General features: G+C 74.0%; 17 protein-coding genes. 2 read left to right on the plus strand and 15 right to left on the minus strand.

The annotated features are described in order from the left end of the window. Nucleotides 1–37 precede the first annotated feature (37 nt). A complete protein-coding gene (locus J2S55_RS46410) occupies nt 38–700 on the plus strand; it encodes a spheroidene monooxygenase (protein WP_306874952.1) in 663 nt (220 codons plus the stop codon). A gap of 175 nt (nt 701–875) precedes the next feature. Here the strand turns inward: J2S55_RS46410 and plsX are convergent, their stop codons facing one another. The 3 genes from plsX to crtI are packed head-to-tail and all read right to left on the minus strand — an operon-like array spanning nt 876 to nt 4,293. Next, the gene (gene plsX / locus J2S55_RS46415) at nt 876–1,847 is read right to left on the minus strand and encodes a phosphate acyltransferase PlsX (protein WP_306874955.1); all 972 of its coding nucleotides are present in this window, start codon (nt 1,845–1,847) and stop codon (nt 876–878) included. Nucleotides 1,848–1,891: 44 nt separating this feature from the next. Continuing rightward, a complete protein-coding gene (locus tag J2S55_RS46420; protein WP_306874958.1) occupies nt 1,892–2,791 on the minus strand; it encodes a phytoene/squalene synthase family protein in 900 nt (299 codons plus the stop codon). Next, nucleotides 2,788–4,293, minus strand: a complete 1,506-nt coding sequence (gene crtI / locus J2S55_RS46425; protein WP_306874961.1) for a phytoene desaturase family protein — start codon at nt 4,291–4,293, stop codon at nt 2,788–2,790. The genes J2S55_RS46420 and crtI overlap by 4 nt, the downstream gene beginning before the upstream one ends. A 354-nt stretch (nt 4,294–4,647) precedes the next feature. Between crtI and J2S55_RS46430 the strand changes: the two genes are divergently transcribed. Continuing rightward, the gene (locus tag J2S55_RS46430) at nt 4,648–8,091 is read left to right on the plus strand and encodes an ATP-binding protein (protein ID WP_306874964.1); all 3,444 of its coding nucleotides are present in this window, start codon (nt 4,648–4,650) and stop codon (nt 8,089–8,091) included. Between the two features lie 204 nt (nt 8,092–8,295). On the opposite strand, the gene J2S55_RS46435 is transcribed toward J2S55_RS46430, so the two are convergent. From J2S55_RS46435 to J2S55_RS46485, 12 genes are all read right to left on the minus strand, one after another. After that, nucleotides 8,296–8,706 (minus strand): hypothetical protein, encoded by a 411-nt coding sequence (locus J2S55_RS46435; RefSeq protein ID WP_306874967.1) that lies wholly within the window; start codon nt 8,704–8,706, stop codon nt 8,296–8,298. Between the two features lie 27 nt (nt 8,707–8,733). After that, on the minus strand, nt 8,734–9,957 hold the full coding sequence (gene hypE, locus J2S55_RS46440) for a hydrogenase expression/formation protein HypE (RefSeq protein ID WP_306874969.1): 1,224 nt from the start codon (nt 9,955–9,957) through the stop codon (nt 8,734–8,736). Then, nucleotides 9,957–11,081, minus strand: a complete 1,125-nt coding sequence (gene hypD, locus J2S55_RS46445) for a hydrogenase formation protein HypD (RefSeq protein WP_306874972.1) — start codon at nt 11,079–11,081, stop codon at nt 9,957–9,959. The genes hypE and hypD overlap by 1 nt, the downstream gene beginning before the upstream one ends. 6 nt (nt 11,082–11,087) lie before the next feature. Continuing rightward, nucleotides 11,088–11,339 (minus strand): HypC/HybG/HupF family hydrogenase formation chaperone, encoded by a 252-nt coding sequence (locus J2S55_RS46450; RefSeq protein WP_306874975.1) that lies wholly within the window; start codon nt 11,337–11,339, stop codon nt 11,088–11,090. Beyond that, complete coding sequence (locus J2S55_RS46455; protein ID WP_306874979.1) at nt 11,314–11,706, minus strand: hydrogenase maturation nickel metallochaperone HypA/HybF; 393 nt, start codon at nt 11,704–11,706, stop codon at nt 11,314–11,316. Before J2S55_RS46455 ends, J2S55_RS46450 begins: the two co-directional genes overlap by 26 nt. 91 nt (nt 11,707–11,797) lie before the next feature. Then, the gene (locus tag J2S55_RS48600; RefSeq protein WP_370879767.1) at nt 11,798–11,902 is read right to left on the minus strand and encodes a DUF6893 family small protein; all 105 of its coding nucleotides are present in this window, start codon (nt 11,900–11,902) and stop codon (nt 11,798–11,800) included. Next, nucleotides 11,896–12,411, minus strand: a complete 516-nt coding sequence (locus J2S55_RS46460; protein ID WP_306874980.1) for a hydrogenase maturation protease — start codon at nt 12,409–12,411, stop codon at nt 11,896–11,898. Before J2S55_RS46460 ends, J2S55_RS48600 begins: the two co-directional genes overlap by 7 nt. Next, nucleotides 12,408–13,754, minus strand: coding sequence for a hypothetical protein (locus tag J2S55_RS46465; RefSeq protein ID WP_306874982.1), 1,347 nt, complete (start codon nt 13,752–13,754; stop codon nt 12,408–12,410). The genes J2S55_RS46460 and J2S55_RS46465 overlap by 4 nt, the downstream gene beginning before the upstream one ends. Beyond that, nucleotides 13,751–14,386: a DUF6084 family protein gene (locus J2S55_RS46470; protein WP_306874986.1), complete on the minus strand. Its 636-nt coding sequence runs from the start codon at nt 14,384–14,386 to the stop codon at nt 13,751–13,753. The genes J2S55_RS46465 and J2S55_RS46470 overlap by 4 nt, the downstream gene beginning before the upstream one ends. Then, nucleotides 14,376–15,017, minus strand: coding sequence for a DUF5947 family protein (locus tag J2S55_RS46475; RefSeq protein ID WP_306874989.1), 642 nt, complete (start codon nt 15,015–15,017; stop codon nt 14,376–14,378). The genes J2S55_RS46470 and J2S55_RS46475 overlap by 11 nt, the downstream gene beginning before the upstream one ends. Continuing rightward, nucleotides 15,014–15,574: a NifU family protein gene (locus J2S55_RS46480; RefSeq protein WP_306874992.1), complete on the minus strand. Its 561-nt coding sequence runs from the start codon at nt 15,572–15,574 to the stop codon at nt 15,014–15,016. Before J2S55_RS46480 ends, J2S55_RS46475 begins: the two co-directional genes overlap by 4 nt. Nucleotides 15,575–15,640: 66 nt before the next feature. Beyond that, nucleotides 15,641–17,449 carry a nickel-dependent hydrogenase large subunit gene (locus tag J2S55_RS46485; protein WP_306874995.1) on the minus strand — a complete coding sequence of 603 codons (1,809 nt, stop codon included), beginning with the start codon at nt 17,447–17,449 and terminating at the stop codon, nt 15,641–15,643. Nucleotide 17,450 lies beyond the last annotated feature (1 nt).

Here is a 17,450-nt window from a genome sequence, read left to right on the forward strand (position 1 = left end):
TTCGTTCCACCTCACGAGGTATGCGGACCTGGGGGCCATGCGGTACATGGCCGCCGACCGGCCGGTGCTGGCGGGCACCGCGGGACTGCTGTTCTGGCGGCTGCTGGGTTCCGGCCGCGGAGCCTCCATGAGCCTGGGCGCGGACCTGCGGCGCTGGGCGCTGCTGGCCGTCTGGGACCGAGAGCGGGCGCTGGAGGACTTCCTGGAGAGCTCCCCCGTGGCGGCACGCTGGCGGGGCCGTGCCGAGGAGTCCTGGCAGGTACGGCTGGCGCCGCTGGCCTCGCGCGGCCGGTGGGGCGGGGTGGAGCCGTTCGGGCCGATCGAGGAGATCTCCCGGCGGAACACGGGCGGGCCGGTCGCCGTGCTGACCCGCGCGTCGATCCGCCCCTCCCTGCTGGTGCCGTTCTACCGGTCGGTCCCCCAGGTGGAGCGCCTGCTGCGGGAGCAGGACGGCTGCCTGGCCTCGGTCGGCGTCGGGGAGTGGCCGCTGGCCCGGCAGGCCACGTTCTCGCTGTGGCGCGACTCCCGCGCGGTGCGGGACTTCGCCTACCGGGGGCAGGCGCACCGGGAGGCGATCGGGCGGACACGGGCGGAGGGCTGGTACTCCGAAGAACTGTTCGCCCGGTTCGTTCCGTACGGCAGCGAGGGGACCTGGGACGGGATCGACCCCCTGGCCAGGTACGGCGGCCACCGTCCGTGACCCGTCCCCGGCCGCCCCGGCGGACCGGGCGGACCTGGCGGGCCGGGCGGCCGCCGGCCTCGCCGATCGTCGGTCCGGGCGCCGCTCCGGAGCCGGGTCCGGGCCCTGTCCCGGGCGCGGGTGCGCGCTCACCACGCGCACCGCGTACCGCGCACCACGCGCATCGCGCACCGGTTCAATTCACCGGCTCGGCCGTGAGATGGTCCCGGAGACGGGCGGCGACCCCGCCGCCGGCGAGGTCGTGTGCGACCGCGCAGGCCCGCGCGACCGTCGCGGCGCGGGAGGAGCCGTGCGCGACGACGACGGTGCCGCTCAGGCCGAGCAGCACCGCCCCTCCGTGGGTCTCCGGCCCGTAGCGGCGGGCCACCTCCCGCAGCGCCTCCGGCGCGGCGGTCCCCGAGCGCGCCACCAGGGTCAGCACGGCCCGGACGGCTCCCTCGACGTTCTTCAGCACGACGTTGCCGGTGAACCCGTCGGTGACGATCACATCGACGGCGCCGGCCAGCACGTCGTGGCCCTCGACGTTGCCGTGGAAGCGCAACGGCAGCAACGGCAGCAGCTCCGCCACCCTGCGGGTCAGCCGGTTGCCCTTGCCCGGCTCCGCGCCGATCGACAGCAGGCCGACCGACGGGTCGGCCGCGCCGAGCACGAGACGGGCGTAGGAGGCGCCGAGCAGGGCGAACTGGGCGACCATCTCGGGCGTGGGGTCGGAGGTCGCCCCGGCGTCGATCAGCACGGTGGCGCCGCCGGTCACCGCGGGCAGGGCGATCGCCAGGGCCGGCCGGAGCACGGCCGGCGCGCGGCCGACGCCGCGGATGGCGCACGAGACGACCGCGCCGGTGGAGCCGGCCGACACGAGCGCCGAGCCGGCCCCCTGCCGCAGGAGCTCGCAGCCCACCCGGAGGCTGGAGGCTCCGGAGGCGGCGCCCCCCGTGCCCCGCTCCCCCATCGGGACGGCCTCCTCGGCGTGCACCACGTCGATCTCGTCCACCGCGCCGTGGCGCGCCAGCTCCGCGCGGATCTCCCCGGCCCGGCCGACGAGCACGACGGGGACGCCGTGCTCCCGCCGGGCCAGGACGGCTCCGCCGACCGTCTCGGCTGGTCCGTGGTCTCCACCCATCGCGTCGACGACCACCGGCTCCGGCATCACATCCTCCTGACGGCAGTGACAGACGATTGCGCTCGCGCGGTTCAGGGCACCTGGACCGTGACCCGGCGTTCGGCCCGGTCGGCCACCGACGCCGCGAGCAGGTGCCGCGCGAAGACGGCCAGCCTGCGGCGCCGGGGCACGGTGGCCCGGGCTCCGAGGACGTCGTGGCCCGCGGCCTCGATCCGGTCGAGGATGCCGCCGTACAGCTCGTAGGCCGCGCGGACGCACGGCCGTGAGGACGGGGTCAGCAGCTCGACGCCCTCCAGCGCCAGCCGGTAGTGACCCCGTGCCCGCTCGATCTCGAAGGCCAGCAGCTCGCGCAGGGCGGCGGTGGGGTGGCCGCCTCCCAGGTCGGCCTCGGCCACGCCGAACCTGTCCAGGTCGGCGAGCGGGAGGTACACCCGGCCGCGCGCCAGGTCCTCGGCCACGTCACGCAGGAAGTTGGTGAGCTGGAAGGCCAGTCCGAGCTCGCGGGCGGGGCCGCGGGCCGCCTCCGCCATGCCGGGCAGCGGTTCGAGGACGGGCAGCGTCATCGTCCCGATGGCCGCCGCCGAGCCCTCCATGTAGCCGAGCAGGCTGTCGTAGGTGGCGTAGCGGTTGACGGTCAGGTCGGCCCGCATCGCCCGGAGGAAGTCGTCGATGTCGGCGCGGTCGATGCCGAACGAGCGCACGGTGTGGGCGAACGCGGGCAGCACCGGGTCGTCGACGGCGCCGCCCGCCAGCGCCCCGGCCGTCCGGCCGGCCAGTCCGTCGAGCGCCGCCACGCGGTCACCCGTCGCCGTGAAGGAGTCGACGATCTCGTCGGCGTAGCGGGCGAAGCCGTACAGGGCGTGCACGTGGGGGCGCTTCCAGGCCGGCAGCAGCAGGGTCGCCAGGTAGTAGGACCGGCCGTGGCGGGCGTTGAGCCTGCGACAGCACTCGTAACTTCCGGTCAGCGTCATCGGGAGGTCTCCAGGATGCGTTCGGCCGCGAGTTTCCCCGAGATCAGCACCGGCGGCACCCCTACTCCCGGCGCGGTGTACATGCCCGCGAAGTGGAGGCCGGGGACGCGCCGGGCCGCCCCGGCCGGTCTGAACCAGGCCGTCTGGGTGAAGCGGTGGTCCATCGCGAACGGGGTGCCCGCCGAGTGTCCGAGCCGCGCCCAGGCGGGCGGGTCGACGGTGAGGCGGAGGGCGGAGGTCAGGTCGCCGTACCCGAGCCCGGCCAGCCTGCCCAGCAGGCGCTCCTCCAGCCGGGAGGTGAGCCCGTCCCAGCCGTCCGCGCCGCTCAGGTTGGCGGTCGGCTCCAGCACGGTGAGCGTGGCGTGGCCGGGAGGCGCGGCGCCGGCGTCGGACCCGGGGTAGGTGACCAGCAGGCTCGGGTCGGGCTGCGGCCGGCCGGCGTTCAGGGCGGAGAAGGTGGAGCTCCATCCCCGGCCGAAGTGCAGGGTGTGGTGCGCCTGCCCGGCGAGCCGCCGGTCGAGGCCGAAGTGGAGGACCAGGCAGGAGGGCGAGTACCGGGGGCGGCGCAGCCGCCAGTCGCGCGCCCCGGCGGGCAGCAGCCCGGCGTGGGCGCGGGGCAGGTCGCAGGCGACCACGGCGTGCCGGGCGGCGAGGCGCTCGCCGGTGTCGAGCCGGACCGCGCTGACTCCGTGGGAGCCGGTCTCGACCTCGACGGCCCGCACGCCGTACCTGATCCGCGCTCCGGCCCGCTCCGCCACGGCGGCCATGGCCCGCGGGATGGCGTGCATGCCGCCGTGGCGGGGGAAGAAGACCCCGCCGACCGTGTCCATGTGGGCGATCACCGCGTAGACGCCGAGCGCCCGCTGGGGGGACAGCCCCACATACAGGGACTGGAAGGTGTGCGCCTTGATCAGCCGCGCGTCGGTGAGGTGGCTTCTCACCAGGCGGTCGAGCCGCCGGAACCCGCCCAGGGCGGCCAGCCGCGCCAGCACTCCCGGCTGGACCAGGCTCCGCAGCCGCGTCATGTCGCGGTCGATGAAGGAGGGCCATTCGCAGGCGAACAGCCCGCCGATCGTGGCCCGGAACCGCCGGTACCTGTCCGCCTCGGCGCCGCCGCACAGCCGGCGCACCTGCTCGATCATCGCCTCCTCGCCGGGCACGATGTCCAGGTGGGAGCCGTCGTGGTAGCGCAGCCGGTAGTAGGGGTCCAGCCGCCGTAGCGGGAGGACGTCCGCCATCTCCTCGCCCGCGGCGGCGAAGACCTCGGCCAGCACGTCCGGCATGGTCAGCACCGACGGGCCGGTGTCGAAACGGTAGTCCCCCACGCTCGCCGTCCCGCAGCAGCCGCCCGGGACCTCGCGGGCCTCCACGACCGTGACCTCCCGTCCGGCCGCGGCCAGCCGGACCGCCGCGGCCAGGCCGCCGAGCCCCGCTCCGATCACCACGATCGGGCTCATGAGCTCCTCCTCGCCGCCGCACGCACGCAGGCCGATGATCGACATGCTTGGGCGATCCATCCCCGGGGCCGCCTGCCGGTAAATCAACCCGGCCTGCAAGAAGAGGTAAAGGCCGGGTTGATCTACCGGCAGGCGGCTCCCCGGAAGGCCGCGGACCTGTCTCACGCGCCCGCGGTGACGGGGCAGTCACCTGGTCGGCGGAGGTGAGATCACCCTGGCGGCGGACGAGGTCCGGCGGGACGCGGACCTATGGTTCCAGGCTGGGGGGTGACGCCCCGGAGCGGAGTGGCCCCGAAGGGGCTCCCCGCGCCGGCGCGCCGCACAACGGTGGCGCGTCACGCATACGGCAGCCGTCCCACCACGGCGGCCTGTCACCGTGGCGGGACCGGGAGGGTGGGGATGGAGTTCCGGGTTCTCGGTGCGGTCGGAGTCCGTGACGGCGGGGTGCCCGTCGAGCTCGGCGGCCCGCGCCAACGTGCGGTGCTGAGCCGGCTGCTGCTCGCGCGCGGGGCGGTCGTCTCCACGGACACCCTGATCGACGACCTGTACGGCGGCGCGCCCCCCGTGAGCGCGCTCGCCACGCTGCAGTCCTACGTCTCCAACCTGCGCCGGGTCATCGAGCCCGGCCGGGCCCCGCGCACCCCCGCCCGGCTGCTCCTCGCCCGGCCTCCCGGCTACCTGCTCGCCGCCACGGACGTCGACGCGATCCGCTTCGGCGAACTGGTCGCCCGTTCCGAGTCCCGCTCCCCCGACGAGGCGCTGGCCTGCCTGGACGAGGCGATGGAGCTCTGGCACGGCCCGCCCTACGGCGAGTTCGCCGACGAGCCGTGGGCCGTCATGGAGGTCCGCCGCCTCCAGGAGCTGCGCCTGGTGGCGATCGAACGGCGCGCCCAGGCGCTGCTGGCCTGCGACCGGCCCCAGGCCGTGATCACTTTCCTGGAGGACGAGACGGCCGCGCATCCGCTGCGCGAGCGGCTGTGGTGCCTGCTCACCCTGGCCCTGTACCGCACCGGGCGCCAGGCCGACGCCCTGGCCGCGCTCCGCTATGCCAGGGAGCTGCTCGCCGAGGAGCTCGGCCTGGACCCCGGGCCCGAGCTGAGGGCGCTGGAGGACGACATCCTCCGGCAGGCCGACTCGCTCCTCCTCTCGCCCCGCGTGCCGGCGCCCGCCGTCGCGCCCGCCGCCTGTCCGGCGCCGTCTCCCTGCCCGGCGCCCCCTCCACGCGGCGACGCCCTGCCCGGCCGGGAGCGGCAGCTCGCGGAGCTGGAGGCGCTGGCCGGACGCGGGACGGTGGGCATGGCCGCGGTGAGCGGCGAGCCGGGCATCGGCAAGACCCGGCTGCTGGAGACGTTCGGCGAGCGCTGCGCCGAGCGCGGTCACCTGGTGCTGTGGGGCCGCTGCCACGACGCCGAGGGGGCCCCGCCGCTGTGGCCGTGGCTGCAGGTGCTGCAGGCGCTCGCCGAGAGCGTGCCGCCGCCGGACCGCGGGGCGCTGGCCGGGCTGCTGGACGACGAGACGCCGGCCGGCTCCACCGAGGCGGCGCTGCTACGCCGCCATCAGGCGGTGGCCCGCTGGCTGGTCCAGGCCGCCCGGATCCGGCCGCTGGTGGTGGTCCTGGACGACCTGCACTGGGCCGACCCGGCCTCGCTCGGGCTGCTGGGCGATGTGGCCACGCTCACCGCCGGGCCGGCGCGCGGCGTCCGGCTGACCGTGGTCGTCGCCTTCCGCGACAGCGAGGAGCGGCCCCCGTTGCAGGAGGTGCTGGGTCGGCTGGCCCGCCACGACCTGCTCCGGGTCGGCCTGGCCGGGCTGGGGGGCGGGCCGGTGCGGGAGCTGGCGGCCGGGATGGGCATCGAGGTGGACGAGTCCACCGCCGGGCGGCTGGCCGAGCGGACCGGCGGCAACCCGTTCTTCGTGCGCGAGAGCGTCCGGCTGCTGGCCCAGGGCCAGGACCTGGAGGCGGTGCCCGACGCGGTGGCGGACCTGATCCGCCGCCGGCTGGCCGCGCTGGGGTGGTGGACCGGCGGGGTGCTCGGGGTCGCCGCGGTGATCGGCCGGGACTTCGATCCCGGCGTGGTCGCCGAGGTGTGCCAGGCCGTCTTCGACCCAAGATCGCCGCGGGACGGATCCGGTCCCGGCGCCCTGCCCGAGGCGTGCCGGGCGAAGGTCTACGACACGCTGGACCGGGCCGCCCGGGCCGGGTTGACGGTCCCGCGCGGCAACCGGATGGCCTTCGTCCACGACCTGGTCAGGGAGACCCTCGTCGGCGGGATCCCGCCGCTGCGCAAGGCGATGGTCCACCGGGAGGCGATGGCCGTCCTGGCCACCCGGCCGGGTACCGACGTGGCCGTGATCGCCCATCACGCGGTGGAGGCCGGCCCGGCCGCGCACACCGCCGCCGCGCGCTGGGCGGTGGCCGCCGCCCAGCAGGCGAGCCTGCGCCTGGCCTACGAGGAGGCCGCCGTCTGGTGGGGCCGGGCCGTCGCCGCGCACGGCGCCTCGGCGGGCGACCCGATCGACCACGTGGAGCTGCTGCTGCGGCAGGTCCGCGCCCTGCTGGAGGCCGGGGACGCGCTGGGCGCGCGGCAGGCGCGGGCGGAGGCCGTACGGGCCGCCGACCGCGCCGGGGCGGGCCCCGAGCTGACCGCACGCGCGCTGACGGCGCTGGACGCCCCCACGATCTGGACGCTCCGCAACCCGTACGAGGCGGTGGAGCTGCGGCTCGTGCACCGCTTCGAGGCCGCCCTGCGCGAGCTGCCCGCCACCGACAGCCCCGAACGGGCCCGCCTGCTGGGCGGCCTGGCCCAGGAGCTCTACGACGGGACCGACGACCCGCGCTGCCGCTCCCTCTCCGCCGAGGCGGTCGAGATGGCCCGCCGGCTGGGCGACCCGCAGCTGCTGATGCGGATGCTCAACGCCCGGCACCTGTCGCTGCCCCAGCCGCTGCACATCCCCGAGCTGCTGGAGATCGCCGACGAGCTGGAGGATCTGGCGCTGCGCACCCGGGTGCCCGGCTTCACGCTGCTCGCCCAGATGCTGTACACGCACTTCAGGCTGGAGCTGGCCGACCTCGCGGGGGCGGACCGGGCCGCCGCGCGCTGCGAGGCCATGCTGGAACGGCTGCCGCTGCCCTGGCCACGCTTCCAGCACACCATGTGGCGGGCCCACCGGCTGGCCCTGGCCGGCCGGTTCGACGAGGCCGAGACGCTGTTCGGCGAGGCCGGGCGCCAGGCCGAGCGGGTCGGGGTGTGGCACGCGGGCGGGCTCGTGGCCATGGGCCGCCTGGCCCTGAACTACCAGCGGGACACGATGGCCGGGACCGGGCCGCTCATCGACGCCATCAGCGGGATCCACCCCTCCCTGGATCACGACGCCCGGGTGCTGCAACTGTGTGCCCAGGGCCGCACCGAGGAGGCCGGGCGGCTGGCGGAGGAGGGCTGGTGCCCCCCGCCCCGGGACTGGTCGTGGCTGAGCACGAGCTGCCTGCAGGCGGCGGCCCAGGCGGCCGTCGGCGACGTCTCGGCCTGCCAGGTGAGCTACTCGGCGCTGCTGCCCTACAGCGGACGCGTCGCCGCCCTGTCCGCGGTGATCTGCGTGGGCCCCGTCGACTGGTTCCTCGCCCTGCTCGCCTCCGCCGTCGGCGACCACACCGCCGCCTCCTGGCACCTGGCGGCGGTGGCGCGGCTGGCCAGCCAGGCCGGGCTGATGGCCTGGCGCGACCGGGCGATGACCGCGGGTCCGGGATCGGGAACCGGCCCTCAGCGTGACCGGCCGGCCTCGGACACGACCGGGCGACCCTCGACGTGCCCGGCCTCGGACACGACCGGGCGACCCTCAACATGACCGGGCGACGCTGAGGATGACCGGGCGACCCTCGACGTGACCGGCCTCGGACACGACCGGGTGCCCTTCGACGTGACCGGGCGGCGCTGAGGGTGACCGGCTGATCGGCGCCCCGCCGGGCGGCGGGCCCCTTCTGCGGCCCGGCGGCCCGCCACGCGGGGTGGGCTCGGAAGGCGTCCCTCTCGGTCCGGCATCCGGACGGGTTCAGGAGGTGTCCCCCGGAGGCAGGTGCGGGCTCTCCTCCTCGACGGTCTCCTGGGGGGCGACGCCGGTGGCGTCCTCGGGGCCGGAGGCGCCGTAGGGGCGTCCCGTCCTCTCGTCGACACCGGCCGTCCCGCGGCCCTCCTCCCCCTCCTTGGCCGCGATCTCCTCGCCCCGCCGGGACGTGCTGACGCCGACGCCGGAAGGGCCCTCGGGCTCGGTGTCGGTGGCGGAGACCCCTTCGCGCTCCTCCTCCGACACCTCACGGCCGGGTCCCTTGTCCTCCGGCGGCGGCCCCCACGCCCGGTTGCCCGCCTGCACCACCTCTTCGCTCGCGTGCCCCACGTCAGGGGAGTAACCGTGCTCTTCTCCCTCGAACCGGCCCGCGTCCTCTGATTCACGTGGCTCGTTCATGTCCAGCCCCCATGGGATTTCGGATTTTCAGCAGATTCTCGGCAGGGGGTCACCGACCAGCAGGTCGACGATGCGGGTGCCACCGAAGGAGGTCTTCAGCAGGACCAGCCCGGGCGGGTCGTCGGCGATCCGCCCGATGACGGCCGCGGCGGAGCCGAGCGGATGGGAGCGCAGGGCGGCCAGTGCGGCCTCGGCGGACCGCTGGGCCACCACCGCGACCATCCGGCCCTCGCACGCCACGTAGAGCGGGTCGATCCCCAGCAGCTCACATGCCCCGCGTACGGCGGGGCACACCGGGATCGCGTCCTCTTCGAGCACGACCGCGACCTCGGAGGCCGCGGCGATCTCGTTGACGACCGTCGCCACCCCGCCGCGGGTGGCGTCGCGCAGGCACCGCACCTGCCCGTCGCCGCAGGCGTCCAGCAGCCGGGCGGTCAGCGTGTTGAGGGGCGCGGTGTCGGAGGTGAGGTCGGCCTGGATGTCGAGCTCTCCCCTGGCCAGCATGACGGTGACGCCGTGCTCGCCGATCGGGCCGGACACGATGACCGCGTCGCCGGGCCGGGCGGCGGCGGCGCTCAGCCGGACCGGCCGCTCCACCGTCCCGACGCCCGAGGTGGTGATGTAGCAGCCGTCGGCCTTGCCCTTCTCCACGACCTTGGTGTCGCCGGTGACGATCCACACGTCCGCCGCCCGCGCCGCCGCCGCCATGGAGGCGGTGATGCGCCGCAGGTCGGCGACGGGGAAGCCCTCCTCGATGATGAAGGCGGCCGACAGGTGGCGGGGGCGCGCCCCGCACATCGCCAGGTCGTTGACGGTGCCGTTGACGGCCAGGTCTCCGATGTCCCCACCCGGGAAGAACAGCGGCGTCACCACGTACGAGTCGGTGGTGAAGGCGAGCCCGTCGGCGACCGCGCCGTCCTCCAGGGGCTCCAGCAGCCGGTTGCGGAACGCCTCCAGGAACACCGCCTCGATCAGGGTGTGGGTGGCCTTGCCGCCGGCGCCGTGCGCGAGGGTGATCAGGTCCTCCCGGACCCGGGCCCTGCCGCGGCGCACCCGTTCGATCCGGTCCAGGACCTCCTGCTCGCGGCCCGGGACCGCCGCGCCGCCCCGCCGGACCCGCTGCCCGGGCGCCGGGCAGGTGGGCGTCTGAGGGGCCGGCCTCTCCTGGCCGGTGAGGCCGGTGAGGCCGGCGAGACCGTTCTCGGGTGCCGCGCCCTCCGCCCGGAGGGCGGCGCCTTCCTCGGTGTCCATCAGTGGGTCGCCTCCTTGACCCGCTCGCGCGAGAAACGGCCGAAGTTGTAGTACGCCGCGCACGCGCCCTCGGACGACACCATGCAGGTGCCGATCGGGGTCTCCGGGGTGCAGGCGGTGCCGAACACCTTGCACTCCCAGGGTTTGAGCACGCCCTTGAGCACCTCGCCGCACTGGCATGCCTTGGGGTCGGCCACCCGCCCGCCGGGGATCTGGAAGATCCGTTCGGCGTCGAAGGCGGCGTACCGCTCCCGCACCCTGAGCGCCGAGTGCGAGATGAACCCCAGTCCCCGCCATTCGAAGTACGGCCGCGGCTCCATCACCTCGTTGATGACGCCCAGGGCCTTGGGGTTGCCCTCCCACGGCACCACCCGGGCGTACTGGTTGTCCACCTCCGCCCGGCCCTCGGCGAGCTGCGCGAGGATCCGGTAGACCGTGTGGAGCACGTCGAGCGGCTCGAAACCGGCCACCACCAGGGGCTTGCCGTACTCGCGCGCGATGAACCCGTACGGCCGGCAGCCGATGACGGCCGAGACGTGGCCCGGCCCGACGAAGCCGTCCAGGCGCAGGTCGGGCGAGTCCAGGATCGCCTTGATCGCCGGGATGATCGTCACGTGGTTGCAGAAGATCGAGAAGTTGTCGATCCCCTCGGCGGCCGCGCGCAGGACGGTCATCGCCGTCGAGGGGGCGGTGGTCTCGAATCCGATCGCCATGAAGACCACGCGCCTGCCGGGGTTCTGCCGCGCGATCTTCAGGGCGTCCAGCGGGGAGTAGACCATGCGGATGTCGGCCCCCCGCGCCTTGGCATCGAGGAAGGAGCCCTTCCCCCCGGGGACGCGCATCATGTCGCCGAACGACGTCATGATCACATCCGGCTGCCCGGCGATGTGGATGGCGTCGTCCACCCTTCCCATCGGGATGACGCAGACGGGGCAGCCCGGGCCGTGCACGAGCGTGACGGCCTCGGGCAGGTAGTCCTCCAGCCCGTGCTTGTAGATGGTGTGGGTGTGCCCGCCGCACACCTCCATGAACTTGTAGGCGCGGCCGGGCTCGCACAGCGCGGCGATCCGCTCGGCCAGCACCCGGGCCTTGGCGGCGTCGCGGTATTCGTCGACGAAGCGCATCCGACCTCACCCCTGCTCGATCATGGATTCGCGGAGAGCCGCGATCTCGTCCTCGTACGCCTCGCCGATGCTTTCGAGGAAGTCGAGCGCGGCCCGTGCCTCCTCCTCGTCGATCTTCGACAGCGCGAACCCGACGTGGATGAGGATCCAGTCGCCGGGGATGAGGGACTCCTCCTCCAGCAGGCCGATGTTGATCGCCCGCCGTACCCCGCTGACGTCGACCATCGCCAGGTCAGGACGGTCCGACAGGATTTCCACGATCTCGCCGGGGATCCCCAGGCACATGAGCGGCCTCCGCCATCTGGATGGATTCGAGGACGAGGTCGTCGCCGCCCTCGGTGTCGATATCGGTGCCGCCGCATTCGGGGCAGGTGGCGAAGGGGTCGACGGAGGCGGCCGTCTGCCCGCAGGAGCGGCACAGCAGCTGCACCGGGACGATGACCAGGTCCACCTTCGCGCCCTCGGCCAGCGACCCGTCCGCGACCATGGCGAACGCCTGATTGATCACCGGCTCCGTGATGCGGAGCAGGGCACCCGCGTGCACCCTCGCCCGCTCCACCCGCCGGCCGGCCGCCCGTCTCTCCACCGCGTCGAGGATCGCCTCCGCGATCCCGAATTCATGCATGGCTGAACTTCACCTCGTTCCGTTCGGTCCCACTTGTCGTTCCACCGGGCCGTGGCACGGCCCGCCGTCAGATGCGCAGGCGTCGGGGCCGTCACATCTTCCTGATCCGCAGATAGCGCTTGATGTCGGGGATCGACTGGACGACCAGCACCGCCACCCCGGCGACGAGCGCTCCGACGATCAGACGTTTCAGCATGTCCGTTCCTCCTCGTGACCCGTGCCGGCGCGCACCGGCGCGGTCTGTTGCCCGACCAGCTCCAGGAGCAGCTCCCGGACCAGGTTCACCGCCGCGCCGACGGCGCCGGCGACCGGGGCGCTCAGCTCCATGCCGGGCGACAGGTCGGCGGGCTCGCAGCCGACGAGCAGGACCCGACCGGTCACGCCGCCGAGCGTGTCCGCCAGCGCGAGCACCGACTCGGGCGTCATGGCGTGGGCGTCGACGAAGGACCCCGGGCACTCGCCGGGCGACGGCTCCAGCACGTACAGCGTGCCGGGCGGGCTGCCGCGCGAGGCCGCGTCGAGGAGGATCGTGGCGTCGTAGCCGCCGCCGGTGAGCTCGTAGGCGAGGTGGACGCCGCGGATGCCGAAGTCGGTGACCAGGACCCCGTCGGGCAGCTCCGTGCCCGCCAGCCGCCTGGCCACCGTGACGCCGAAGCCGTCGTCGCCGAGAAACACGTTCCCGACCCCCGCGACGAGGATCCTCATGCGATGGCCTCCCCGTTCTCCAGCGGCTCGACCTCGTCGGGGGCGAAGTAGAGGAAGCGGCCGTGGGATCGGTGCAGGTCCGCGCCCGGGTCCCCCTCCAGGGTGACGGCCAGGTGCCGGGCCCCGTCGAGGTCGAGGAGCACGGCCTCCACCCGGGCGGTCCGGCCGGCCAGGAACATGTCGTGGGCGTCGGCGCGGCGCCTGCCGGGGACCAGCCGGACCCGGCTCCCCCGGGCGACCTCCACCCCGGAGACGACCACGCTGTCGGTGTCCGGCGACACGCCCTGGTCGGCCCCCGGGTCCCACCAGGGCGTGCCGGCCTCCCGCGCGGGCGCGCCCAGGTAGCGGATCACGCCGTGGAGCCGCTCCACCATCTCGGGCGGCATGTCACCGACCATGTCGATGAGCCGGGCCGCCCGGGGATCGGTCGCCCTGGCCTGCCGCGTCTCCTCCTCGGTGAGGGTGATGGTGCGCAGGTGGAGCATCTCGTCGATCTCGGTGGAGTCGAACAGCTCGCCCGGGCTCTCCGGGGCGATGTCCGGGTAGTCGTACAGGATGATCGGCGAGGACAGCACCACGTCGCGGTGGCCGGGCTCGCCGACGAGCACGGGCCAGGTGTGCTCGTTGCGGCAGTCCTCCGCGGCCGGCCGGGCCCACTCCGGCGGATCGAGCAGGGAGACGAAGGCGCCTCCGGTCACCCCGACGAGCAGGTGTGCCGAGATCAGCGAGCGCCGCAGCGCCTGCTCGCGCGTCGCGTCCGGCCCGGTCCAGCCGGAGGTGTTCTCCACCCGGACGCGCAGCCTGATCAGGCCGTACGGGCCCGGCACCCGCTCGGCCCCGGCTCTGAGCACCGCCTGCAGCGGCAGGTGCTCGGAGACGACGCGGCCCTCCCGCTCGCCGGACGGGGCGAGGATCAGCTCGGCCGAGCGGTCTCCGGGGAGGCGCACCTCGACCGTCCGTTCGGCGCCGAGCAGGGCGGCGACGGGCAGTACGGCCTCCACCTCGCGCTCGGTCGCCTCCTCGAAGGTGAGGTAGGTCCGGCCGCCGCTGGTCAGCTCCTCCACCGGCCGGTGGCCGCCGTCCTCGGCCCGCTCGACGCTGCGGGTCCTGACGTGCAGGAACCGCAGGCGCAGGCGGACCACGGCGTCGTCGGCCCGTTCGAGGAGGCATTCGGTCACGCTGGAGGAGGGTTCGGCGGTGGCGGAGAACCCCGGGGGCACGAGCACCCCGAACTGCCAGCGCACCCGGTTCTTGGCCGCCGACGCCCGGTAGGGGTAGAGCAGGTAGCCCTCGTACAGCACCGCGTCGGCCACCCGCCGGGCAATCTCCATCGGCACGCTCACCCCGGCGTCTCCTTGAGTAGTTGTTCCACCGCCGCGTCCCACGTCGCCAGGGCGCGTCCGGTCTTGAAGCGGTGCAGGGCCCGCAGGGTGTCCCGGCGCAGCCTCAGCCATCCGGTCCCGGGGAAGTAGCGGTCCATCAGCTCCCGCCAGACGGTCACCGGCAGCCCGTGGCGGGCCTCGCAGTGCCACGGCACCTGTCCCACGGCGAAACCGTTCTCCGCCCGGGCGAACACGGTGCCGCTGAAGAGCAGCAGGAGGGGGACCTCGCCGCCGTCCAGCGCGGCGAAGTATTTGCCCGCGGCCACCTCCAGGTCGTAGCTGCAGGGCACGGGCAGGTCGATCTCGGTGGTCCCGGTGAAGGCGGGGACGGTGACCGAGACGTTGGCGAACTGCAGGGGTTTCAGCGTGTCGCCCCAGCGCGAGGGGTCTCCGAAGAGGTCCTCCAGCAGCTCCGCCTCCGCCGGGACGTACCGCCTGAGGTGCGGTTCCACCCGGATCTGGCAGCGCAGCGCGATGGCGTGCACCCCGCCGGGGGACGGCTCGGTGATCCGCAGCCGGAAGACCAGCGTCGGGAAGGCCGCGTGCGGCTCGGCCCTCGCGCCCACGCAGGCGAAACGGAGCTCATCGGTCATCGTCTTGCCCTCCGGCTCCGGCCGGCACGACGCGGCTGCGGCCGCGCAGCTCCGCGAAGAAGCCCTCGATGGCCTCCCACGCCTCCTGGCCGCCGCCGAAGCCCTTCCAGTGCAGCCGCACCAGGCCGACGAGCTCGTAGCAGGCGGAGATCGGCACCAGGTAACAGGCGGTGCCGCCCTCGGGCCGGCGGTCCACCAGGAACGCCTCGACGTCCGGCAGGACGTCGGCCGGCATCGGGTTGGCCTTCATGACGCGCTCCCAGGTCTCCATCGGGAGCAGGGACTCCGTCGCCCCCGCAGGGCTCGGGTAGAAGGCGACCATCTGGTCGAGCGCGGAGTTGCGGAAGAAGAACGCCGTGCGGACCGGGATCTGGAGCTCCTCCCAGTCGGCCGCGCCGACGCTGAACGACGGGGCGTAGAGGTAGCGCTCCGGCACCGCGCGGTAGCGCCCGCGGGCGCCCGCGCCGTGGTCGAACAGCAGGCGGCAGGCCCGGCAGGCGCACAGCAGCGCCCGGCTCTCGAGGTTCACCACGTGGCCGTGGTCCTCGCCGGCCGGCTCGGCGCACAGTTCGCACCGCGCCACCCGCGCCTGCCGGGGCCCGCGGAAGCGGCGCAGCCCGGTGGCCGTCACGGGATCTTCTCCGGCTCCGGGCACGGGCCGGGCCGGTGCCGCTGGATCTGCAGCAGCGGCGCCCGGTCGCCGGCCTGCTCCTCGACGTCCACCCCGGACACCTCCGGCGCGGCCTGGACGACGGCGCGTTCGATGGCGTCGGTGACGGCGGAGCGCGAGGAGGGGCAGCCGTGGCCGGTGCCCCGCAGCCGCAGCCGGACGACCCCGGCCTCGTCCACGCCGAGCAGCTCGATGCCGTCCTCGCCCAGCCCGAGGCGGGGCCGGACGCCGTCGAGCGCCTCGCGGACGCGCTCGGCGGTGCTCAGCGGATGCAGGTCGTGCAGCACGAGCAGGCTTGAGACGAGGTCGTCGCCGGCGAGGCGGTGGAGCACCTCCGCCGCCTCGGTCTCGGTGACGATCTCGACGACGCGTTCCAGACCGGCGCCGTACAGCTCGACCAGGACCCGGACGAGTTCCTCGGCCTTGGCGCGTGTCGCGGGATCGCTGAGCGTGGCGAGTTCGGCGATCAGCGCCTCGACGCGGCCGCCGGCCGCCTGGACGTCATGGGCTTGCAGCATTGTGCCCGGGCCACCTTTCCTCAGTCCTCACGCCGGGGAGCCGACGGCTCCCCGGCGGCCGATCGATCACAGGGTGCTGGCGGCATGGGGGGTGTGCAGCTTGCGCAGTTCCTTGCCGCCGCCGAGGTACATGTGGACCCCGCACGGCAGACAGGGGTCGAAGCTGCGCACGGCGCGCATGATGTCGATGCCCTTGAAGTTCTCCGGCGGGTTCTCCTCGAAGATCGGGGTGTTCTGAACCGCGTCCTCGTACGGCCCCGGCACGCCGTTGACGTCGCGGACGCTCGCGTTCCAGGGCGTCGGCGGGTACGGGTGGTAGTTGGCGATCCGGCCGTCCCTGATCACCATGTGGTGGGAGAGCACGCCCCGGACCGCCTCGCTGAAGCCGCAGCTGATCGCCTCGTCGGGGACGGTGAACGGCGCCCAGGTCTGGGTGCGTCCCGCGCGCACCTCGGCCAGGCCCTGCTCGGCGAAGTGCAGCGCGCACGCCGCCGCGTAGGCCTGGAAGTAGGTGCGGGCCCGGTTGCGTTCGAGCGCGTTGGACAGCAGCTCGCCGTTGCGCTCGGGGATCTTCCACTCGAACGTCTTCTCCGGCCGCGTGGCCGTGCGCGGCAGGTTGATCTGCACGCTGTGGCCGGTGGCCTTGACGTAGCCGATGTCCACCTTGCCCGACAGCGCGGTCGACCAGAGCCGGGCGATCGGGCCGCCGCCGGTGTCCAGGGCGAGCATGTCCTGCCCGTCGAACCAGCGGGGCGACATCACCCAGCTGTATTTGTCGTTGAAGTCGCGTTTCTGCGGGCGCGGGATGGTGTGCTGGTTCCACGGGTGGCGGATGTCGACCGGGTTGCCCAGCGGGTCGTGGGTGACGAACGGCTCCTGCCCCTGCCAGTCGTCGTAGTAGGAGCTGCCCAGCAGGATCCGGATGCCGAGGTTGATGTCCACCAGGTCGTTGGTGACGAGCCTGCCGTCGACGATCACACCCGGGGTGACGAACATCTCGCGCCCCCAGGCGCTCATGTTCTCGTAGGTGAAGTCGCAGTGCGCCGGATCCTGGAAGGTGCCCCAGCACCCCAGCAGCACGCGCCTGCGCCCGACCTCCTCGTAGCCGGGCAGCGCGTCGTAGAAGAAGTCGAACAGGTCGTCGTGCATGGGCACCACGCGCTTCATGAACTCCACGTAGCGCGTCAGCCGGCTCAGGTAGTCGGTGAACAGCTGCACCGTCGCGACCGTGCCCACCCCGCCGGGGTAGAGCGTGGAGGGGTGCACGTGCCGCCCCTCCATCAGGCAGAACATCTCCCTGGTGGTGCGGCTCATCGCCAGCGCCTCGCGGTAGAACTCCCCCTCCAGGGGGTTCAGCGAGCGCATGATGTCGGCGATGGTCCGGTAGCCGTGGTCGGCCGCGTGCGGGGCCTCGGTCCGCTCGGCCTGGGCCAGCACGCCGGGGTTGGTCTCGCGCACCATCTTCTCGCAGTAGTCGACCCCCACCAGGTTCTCCTGGTAGATGTTGTGGTCGAACATGTATTCGGCGGCCTCACCGCAGTTGAGGATCCACTCCCCCAGCGCCGGCGGCCGGACGCCGTAGGCCATGTTCTGGGCGTAGACCGAGCAGGTGGCGTGGTTGTCGCCGCAGATCCCGCAGATCCGGCTGGTGATGAAGTGCGCGTCCCGCGGGTCCTTGCCCTTCATGAAGATGCTGTAGCCGCGGAAGATCGACGAGGTGCTGTAGCACTCGGCCACCTGCCGGTTCTTGAAGTCGACCTTGCAGTAGATGCCCAGGCTCCCGACGATCCGCGTGATGGGATCCCAGGACATCTCGACCAGCTCGCGCGGCTGGCCCTGCGGGCCGGGCTGCCCTGGTCTCGGTGAGGTCTTCATT

The organism is Streptosporangium brasiliense, assembly GCF_030811595.1.
Lineage (GTDB): Bacteria > Actinomycetota > Actinomycetes > Streptosporangiales > Streptosporangiaceae > Streptosporangium > Streptosporangium brasiliense.